This is a genomic window from Clostridium sp. HV4-5-A1G (assembly GCF_900184915.1).
Classification (GTDB): Bacteria; Bacillota; Clostridia; order Clostridiales; family Clostridiaceae; genus Clostridium_B; species Clostridium_B aromativorans.
Map to the genome: position 1 here is coordinate 1 of NZ_FXYI02000155.1, position 8,814 is coordinate 8,814.

Annotated in this window: 9 protein-coding genes; all 9 read right to left on the reverse strand. The window is 32.5% G+C overall.

Annotated features, from left to right (window positions below; genetic code table 11):
* Positions 1-84 precede the first annotated feature (84 nt).
* Entirely contained in the window at positions 85-546 is a 462-nt protein-coding gene (gene nrdR, locus J5G60_RS14245; RefSeq protein WP_150357854.1) for a transcriptional regulator NrdR, read from the reverse strand.
* 124 nt (positions 547-670) lie between these two features.
* Positions 671-934, reverse strand: a complete 264-nt coding sequence (locus J5G60_RS14250; RefSeq protein WP_179978272.1) for a YlmC/YmxH family sporulation protein — start codon at positions 932-934, stop codon at positions 671-673.
* 56 nt (positions 935-990) lie between these two features.
* Positions 991-1,764, reverse strand: coding sequence for an RNA polymerase sporulation sigma factor SigG (sigG, locus tag J5G60_RS14255; RefSeq protein ID WP_150357856.1), 774 nt, complete (start codon positions 1,762-1,764; stop codon positions 991-993).
* A 73-nt stretch (positions 1,765-1,837) separates the two neighbouring features.
* Positions 1,838-2,545 (reverse strand): RNA polymerase sporulation sigma factor SigE, encoded by a 708-nt coding sequence (gene sigE, locus J5G60_RS14260; protein ID WP_150357857.1) that lies wholly within the window; start codon positions 2,543-2,545, stop codon positions 1,838-1,840.
* A 53-nt stretch (positions 2,546-2,598) separates the two neighbouring features.
* On the reverse strand, positions 2,599-3,396 hold the full coding sequence (spoIIGA, locus tag J5G60_RS14265; RefSeq protein ID WP_150357858.1) for a sigma-E processing peptidase SpoIIGA: 798 nt from the start codon (positions 3,394-3,396) through the stop codon (positions 2,599-2,601).
* 208 nt (positions 3,397-3,604) lie between these two features.
* Complete coding sequence (gene ftsZ, locus J5G60_RS14270; protein ID WP_150357859.1) at positions 3,605-4,708, reverse strand: cell division protein FtsZ; 1,104 nt, start codon at positions 4,706-4,708, stop codon at positions 3,605-3,607.
* 19 nt (positions 4,709-4,727) lie between these two features.
* A complete protein-coding gene (gene ftsA, locus J5G60_RS14275; RefSeq protein WP_150357860.1) occupies positions 4,728-6,002 on the reverse strand; it encodes a cell division protein FtsA in 1,275 nt (424 codons plus the stop codon).
* Positions 6,003-6,197: 195 nt separating this feature from the next.
* The gene (locus tag J5G60_RS14280; RefSeq protein ID WP_150357861.1) at positions 6,198-7,472 is read right to left on the reverse strand and encodes a glycosyltransferase family 2 protein; all 1,275 of its coding nucleotides are present in this window, start codon (positions 7,470-7,472) and stop codon (positions 6,198-6,200) included.
* A gap of 129 nt (positions 7,473-7,601) precedes the next feature.
* Positions 7,602-8,657 (reverse strand): type IV pilus twitching motility protein PilT, encoded by a 1,056-nt coding sequence (locus tag J5G60_RS14285; protein WP_150357862.1) that lies wholly within the window; start codon positions 8,655-8,657, stop codon positions 7,602-7,604.
* Positions 8,658-8,814: the final 157 nt, after the last annotated feature.

Below are 8,814 nucleotides of genomic sequence, written 5' to 3' on the forward strand. Positions count from 1 at the left end.
CTAAAAACTAAAATTTTCAGTTACATAAAATAAATCATAATTTATTTTATACAATCTACGTAAATTACCTATATTCCCATATTTCTAATCTTCTTTATGAGAAATAAGATTTTTTATCTCCTCCATAAAAGTATTTATATCTTTAAATTGTCTATATACAGATGCAAATCTCACGTAGGATACTTCATCAACTTTCTTTAAACTCTCCATTATCATTTCCCCTATTTCAGAAGAGCTTATCTCTGTAAGCATTTTATTATTTATCCCTTTCTCCACTTCGTCTGCTATACCTTCAATTTGTTTCCTTGAAACAGGTCGTTTTTGACATGCTTTTATAAGCCCATTCAATATTTTATTTCTGTCAAAATACTCCCTGCTCATATCCTTCTTTATGACTAATAGAGGCACATTTTCAATCTTTTCATAGGTGGTATATCTTTTACCACAATTTGAACATTCTCTTCTTCTTCTTATGGCCATATCATCATCTGTAGATCTAGAGTCCACTACTTTACTTTCCCCATATCCACAATAAGGGCATTTCAATTTAATTCACGTCCTTTATATAACTATACTATAACAATAATTATACACTTTTTTTCTAAATATTCTACAATTTCTTTTTAATTATTATATCACGATGATATTTTACCTAAATAATGAAGAATTTTTAAACCTTATCTGACAATTTTCCCCCATCTATTAAAATCACATCCACCCCTATTTTTTTTATATCTTTCCATGGAACTTCTATATCTTCATTTTTGCTGAACAACGACATCTTAGAAGTCTGAGAAGGTAAAATAATTGACATTATCCTGTGCTCATCACAGTTTATTTTCAAATCCTTTATAAAACCCAGTTTTGTACCAGTATTTGCATCTATAATTTCCATATCTTTCAAATTAACTAAGGAAAATAGATCTCCTTCCATATCCATATATGTACACCCCTCCATCCATTTTTTGCAAAACCATTGCATTTTAAATCTCATATATAATTTCTCATGTGTCTCAATGCAGTTTTTTCCAATCTAGATACTTGAGCCTGGGATATTCCTATTTCATCTGCCACCTCCATTTGAGTTCTTCCATCAAAAAATCTTAAATTGAGAATCAATTTTTCCCTGTCATTAAGCTTTTTCATAGCTTCTTTTATAGCTATGTTTTCAAGCCAATTTTCATCTACATTTTTTGTATCACTTATTTGATCCATTACATAAATGGCATCCCCACCATCATGGTATATGGGTTCAAACAGTGAAACTGGATCTTGAATTGCATCCAGTGCAAATACCACTTCTTCTCTAGGTATTTGCAATTCTTTAGCTATTTGGGATATAGTTGGCTCCTTGTTGTTCTCTCTTATCAACCTATCTCTAACCTGAAGTGCCCTGTATGCAATATCCCTAAGTGATCTGCTCACCCTTATGGAATTGTTATCCCTCAAGTATCTTCGTATCTCACCTATAATCATAGGAACTGCATAGGTTGAGAATTTAACATTTTGACTTAAATCAAAGTTATCAATAGCCTTCATAAGTCCTATACATCCTACCTGAAATAAATCATCCACGTTTTCTCCCCTATTGTTAAATCTCTGTATTACACTTAACACCAATCTCAAATTGCCTTTTATAAATTTTTCTCTAGCCTTATCGTCCCCCTGCTGCATTTTTATCAAAAGTTCTTTCATTTCCTTTCCCTTTAGAACCGGCAATTTTGATGTATTCACGCCGCAAATTTCAACTTTATTAATCATCATGTAATCAGCCCCTTTAGAATATATAGCATTTTAAGTATTTACTAAGAGGCTCAATTTTATACTAAAGACAACCCTATAACATTTTATTTATTTCTTTTTTCAATCTCTTTATAATTCTCTTTTCAAGCCTAGAAATATAGGACTGGGATATTCCAAGCAAATCCGCCACTTCTCTTTGAGTTCTTTCTTTTTTACCATTTAATCCAAATCTTAAATTTACTATTTCTTTCTCCCGATCACTTAATTTTTTCATGGCAATAACTAAAAGCTGTTTATCCACTTCATCTTCTATAAAATTATAGACCACATCATTGTCAGTCCCTAAAATATCAGAGAGCAGCAGTTCATTTCCATCCCAATCTACATTTAAGGGTTCATAAAAAGAAATCTCTGCTTTTACCTTACTATTTCTTCTCAAGTACATGAGTATTTCATTTTCTATACACCGTGAAGCATAAGTAGCTAATTTTATTTTTTTTTCAGGATTAAAGGTATTTACTGCTTTTATAAGTCCTATGGCTCCAACAGACACTAAATCCTCCACATTAACCCCTGTATTTTCAAATTTCCTAGCTATGTAGACTACCAGTCTCAAATTTCTTTCTATAAGGGTGGACTTTACCTTTTCATTTCCAGATACCAACTTTGAAACCAATTCCTCTTCTTCTTTCTTACTCAGAGGCGGAGGTAATACATCATTGCCACCTATATAATATATATCTTTTATTATAAATTTGAATTTTATAAGTATTCTGTTCAATAACATTTTTAACTTAAGCATAATTATCCTCCACTATCAATTGTTTTTTAACTATTTATACAAGCGTGATCACTTTATATTACTCCCCTGGATAAAAGAGCATGATAATCACCAAGTTCACTTAATTTTTGCTGACAAATAGCAATTACAGCTTCTCTGTATTTAATTTCCCCTCCCAAATTTATTCTCACCGCATCTGCTTTAAATCCTTGGAGTTTTCCAATTTCACCATTTATGACCCTGTAAGGTATATAAAATTTAGAATCCTCTTCTAAGTTTATGTTCTTAAATACAGAACTTTCAACTATTATCACCGGTAAATTAGTTACGGGCTCTCTAAGCTCATTTCCAGTGTCAAGAAAAGCCCTGACAGTTTTACATTTATTTTTAAATACAATATCCACACTGTAAATCAATGTAGACAATCTGTTCCTATCTTTGACATAGACTAATAATCTGTCAATAACCATATATAATATCATAAGCGAAGTAAAAAGCCATTGATATGAAAAATTAATTATAACAGGACCATCTACATAGGAATATTTGTTATATTGAATAAATATACATAACCCTGCCAACAGCATTGAATAGAGAATAAATACTGACACTATTTTTAAATTGGTAATAAACCCCTTATTTCCAAAGGAAATATAAATCAATGCAATTGAAACTATAATTTTAAAATAAAAGGCGGAGAAAAACTCCAAATTAGGATATATTAGTGTAATTGTATAGATGCTGCCTATAGATGCTGCTAAAAACATAAATTTAAATTTTATCTTTAATTTGAGAGTCCTACCCGTAATATACAACAGGAAAAAATCTACTATTAAATTTATTAAAATTAGCAAGTCTATGTATATGATCAAATAGACAATCACCTCCACCTTTGCTTCCTTTTATTTACTTTTATTATATACCTATGTATTTCAAAATTTTGTCATTTCTTAATCATTTCCAATATTTTTATCTTCTATAATATGTCATAAATTTTTCTTTTATTCCTCCAATGTTTTTTAATCTTAATTTTCATCTAAAAAAATCACAGCTGGCAATTAATTGCCAGCTGTGATTTTCTCATCTTTTCTGCCTTCTTAAAAAAGCAGGTATCTCCAAATTATCTTCATTGAACTTTTCATACTCTACAGAAGCAGCAGCTTCATTCTTACTGTCCCTTACACCTGTATCAGCTTTTAAAGAATTTTTATCTTTAACTTCGCCGCTCTTATCTGATTCAAATCCTGTTGCTATTACAGTAATTCTTATTTCATCCTTTATTTCTTCATCTATAACAGCCCCAAAAATTATGTTTGCATCAGGATCTGCAGCCTCTTGAACTATTTCAGCAGCCTCGTTTATCTCCAGTAGCCCAAGATCCTGGCCACCGGTTATATTTAGAAGTACTCCTGTAGCCCCCACTATTGAAGTTTCAAGGAGAGGACTCGATATGGCCTGTTTTGCAGCATCTTGAGCTCTGCTATCACCATTTCCCTTTCCTACACCCATATGGGCAAGACCTTTATCTATCATAATTGTCCTAACATCTGCAAAATCCAAATTTACAAGTCCAGGTATAGTGATCAAATCGGATATACCCTGTACACCTTGTCTTAAAACGTCATCTGCAAATTTAAAAGATTCCATCAAAGTGGTTTTTTTATCTACTATGGAAAGAAGTCTTTCATTTGGGATAGTAACCAGTGTATCCACTTTCTCCTTTAGGTTTTTTATTCCCATCTCTGCATGGAGCATTCTCTTTCTGCCTTCAAAGGGAAAAGGCTTAGTGACTACCCCTACCGTAAGTATTCCCATAGATTTAGCTAATTCTGCAATTATAGGCGCCGCTCCAGTGCCAGTTCCTCCACCCATGCCAGCTGTAATAAATACCATATCTGCTCCTTTTATAGCCTGGGATATTTCATCTTTATTTTCTTCCGCAGCCTTTTGCCCTATCTCTGGATTAGCTCCTGCTCCAAGTCCCTTAGTGAGTTTATCACCTATTTGTATTTTCTGTGATGCTTGTGAAAGCATCAACGCCTGTTTATCTGTATTTATAGCAATAAATTCAACATTTTTTAACCCTTCTTTTATCATTCTATTTACAGCATTGTTTCCTCCTCCGCCGCATCCTATTACTTTGATTTGAGCAAACTGCTGAACATCAACATCAAAATCTAACACAATACCTCTGCCTCCTTTTTTAAAAAAAATCTGTAAAAAAATCCTTTATCTTAGATATAAACCCATTGGTTCTATTTCCATTTTCCGTTTCTTCTTCATCTTCAATTATCTTTTTATAATCGGGTAAATTATCATTTTTAGATGAATCCACATCTATGGTATTTTTCAACTTCATAGAATTTGAAACGTCTTTTACTATTCCAACCGCCGTAGCATACAGTGGACTTGCTGCCCCTATGTATCTAGGTATCCCAATTCTTACAAGCTTTCCCAGAATATTTCTGCCAAATTCCTCTATGCCATTTATCAGCGCCATACCGCCACCTACTATAACTATTCCAGAAAGTTCATTGTAATATTCAGACGTACTTATTTCTTTATTTATTAATGAAAACAACTCCTCAACCCTAGCTTCTATAACTTGATTTAAAACATTACAGTCCACTTTTACTTTGTTATTATAATTGGCATTTACCTCTATTTTAAAATTATCCCTAAGAGAATCTGCTGCTACACTTCCATATTTTATTTTAAGTTTTTCTGCTTCTGAAACAGGGATTTTCAAGCAAACTGCAATATCATTGGTTATAATACTTCCACCTAAAGGTAAAGTACTTATACTTCTTAAATTTCCTCCTTTATAAATATAAATATTTATAGAATCTGAACCCGTATCTACAAGAGCTATACCCCTCTGAATCTCCTCTTCTTTCAAAACCACACTGGATATAGCTATAGGCTCAAATACTACTCCAAGTACCTTTATTCCAGCTTTGTTCACACTTTTAAAAATATTATTTACTACAGTTGACTGGGCAAGTATTATTTGCGAATCCACTTCTAATCTTAATCCACACATGCCTATAGGATCTTTTATTTTATCATAACCATCAATTATATATTGTTGAGGTATTACCCCTATTATTTCTTTATCGTTGGGAATATTAATTATTTTAGATGCTTTTAACACTCTTTTCACATCATTTCTCTTTATTTCACGATCTTCCGAGGATACTGCAACTACTCCTTTATTCCAAACAAGCTCACTTATCCCCCCTGACAAGGATATATAAGCCCCAGTTACTTTTGTATCCACCATTCTTTCCAGTGAGCTTATACATTTCTTTATGGATTCCGATGTATTATCTATATCTACAACTATCCCTCTTTTTACACCACTACAATTTGAGGAAGTTATACCCATTATCTGTACTTCGGAATGTTTATCTATTTTTCCAGCAGCAGCACAGATATTGTAAGAGCCTATATCTATGCCCACTATATATTCGTTCATTAAAATATTTCCCTCCTTTGCATAAAGAGAACCATTAAAAATATATATTCAACAAAAAGTCTAATTTTCCTCTTATATTTTATCACATTTAAATAAAATCTCAAATGCAATTAAAGAATATTTATCTATTCTTTCTATAACATAAAATAAAAGGAAAAGACTTACAATCCTTTCCTTATCAAAATTTTTCCCTGTTTAATTAGCTTTTTCTAAATCTTTTATCTTTACACTCCGACTATGGACAGTGTGATTCCATTCCTTATTATTCTTGCCTATTATACCTAACAGTGAAATTGGGAACCAGGTAATTGCATATACCGGATAAAATATGTAGTATACAAATGTTTTAAAATTTAATTTTTTCTCCAAAATCAATATAAAAGGAGTGTAAATAAATTGTAACACCGAAAGTAATATCATCGCTACGGTCAACAAATTAAAATTAATAGAATATACAACTGTATTAAAACCAGATATCAAATCAAGTGCTTTCATAATCTGTTGAATTCCACCACTTATAGCTGAAAATCCTATGAGTACAGCTATTATAGGTTGAATACTGTAAAGAGCACAGTCCATCAACAAAAAGTTGCAGTTTCTTATTGCTTTTTTTACAAGCTTAAAAAAATATCTACTTGATACATCCGTAAATCCCTGCATCCATCTTTTCCTTTGATTCCATGACTGCCAAAGTGTAAGAGGTTTTTCATCATACACTATAGCATCATGAGCCCATCCCACTTTATATCCATGTAATATCAATTTGCAGGTAAATTCTAAATCCTCCGTCAGGCATGTAGCTCCCCAGCCCAATTTCTTCAAAATATCAGTATCTACCACAAAACCCGTCCCGCCTAATTGGGCTGATAATCCCAAATTACTTCTGGCTAATTGAAACATCCTATTATTAGTCCAAAACGCTATAGAATAGCTTCCTGTAATCCACGTATCGCCAGGATTTTTACTGTCTAAATAGCCTTGAACAACTTTATATCCCTTACAGAGCTGTTTGTTCATTTCTTTCAAGAAGTTTTTGTGTACAATATTATCTGCATCAAATATAGCTATATCATCATATTTTTTTTCCATATTAAATATCTTATCAAACATCCATTCAAGTGCATAACCCTTGCCGCGCTTTCCTATACTACTTCTCTCATACACAAAGGCACCTTTTTTTCTAGCTTTCAATGCAGTTTTATCCGTACAATTATCCGCAATCACAAAAATATCATACAATTTTTTAGGGTAATCCAACTCCTTTAAGCTTTCTATAATATCACCAATTACAATTTCTTCATTGTGGGCTGCTATAATCAGTGCAAAACTCCTTTTTGGTTTTATCTGTTCAGTATCTCTTTTCCTCAGCAAGCCAAAAAACGATATGCACAAATAGTATATAGATACTATATAGACTGTGTAAGTTAAAATGCGAGAGGCATAATTAATTATTTCTTTAAAAATGCTCATCTTAATCCCCCTAATTTAAGGTTATTTTAGCACAACTAAAATTTAATTACTATAGTAATTTACAATAAACTCTAAAATAATATACAGTAAAAGAGATAGAATTTTCACTCTATCCCTTTTCATATCCTTCTATAAAGAAATTATTCTGGCAAGCATATTATTGTCAATAGCATAACCCATAGCAGAATCATAGGATATATATCCTTTTCTGTAGAGTTCTGCAAGTGACATATCCATAGTTCTCATTCCATATTTTACTCCCGTCTGCATTGAAGATTCTATCTGATTAGTTTTTCCTTCTCTTATCATGTTTCTAATAGCTGTGGTAGCAATCATGATTTCAATTGCCGCTATTCTATCTTTACCATCCAGCTTAGGTATAAGCTGTTGGCATATTATACCCTTCAGTACAGCTGCCAGCTGTATCTTTACCTGCTGCTGCTGATAAGGTGGAAATACATCCACAATTCTGTCTATAGTCTTAGCAGTGCCTATGGTATGTAAAGTTGAAAATACTAAATGTCCAGTTTCAGCTGCAGCGAGAGTAGTAGATATGGTCTCAAGATCTCTCATCTCCCCCACTAAAATCACATCTGGATCTTCCCTAAGCACTGATTTTAATGCATTGGCATAACTTAGGGAATCTTTACCTATTTCTCTTTGACTTATTATGGACTTGTTATGCTTATGTAAATATTCTATTGGATCTTCAAGAGTGATTATATGTGCAGCTCTATTGGAATTGATCTCATTTATCATAGCTGCCAATGTAGTGCTTTTCCCGGACCCTGTAGATCCCGTCACTAAAATTAACCCCTTCTTGCAATCTAAAAGTTTTTTTACCTCAGGTGGAAATTTAAGTTCATTCAAAGTAGGTATTTTTAAACCTATGACTCTTATTGCAATGGCACAACTACCTCTCTGCTTAAACAGATTTACTCTAAATCTTCCAAGACCCGATATGGAAAAAGATATATCAATCTCACCAGTCTTATTGTATCTCTCATAGTCTTCACCTAATATTTCCTTGGAAAACCTTTCAGTGTCCGCCGGCTGTAGTTTTTCCTTTCCCAATTTCTTAAGTTCGCCATTCACCCTTACTACAGGAGGTGCCCCAACTGTCAGATGCAAATCCGATGCATTTTTTTCAATAGTTTGTTTTAATAGTTCTTTTAGGACTACCATTTTAAGTTCCCCTTTCTAAAGCATTTATCCCGAGAACGTTACTACTTTTTTAAATAATGTTTACCATTTAAATTAATTAAAAAATTATTATCAATTTAAAGCGAGAATAAATATTTTATGCAAATCCTCCCCTATCTATATTCGTCATCTATTATTT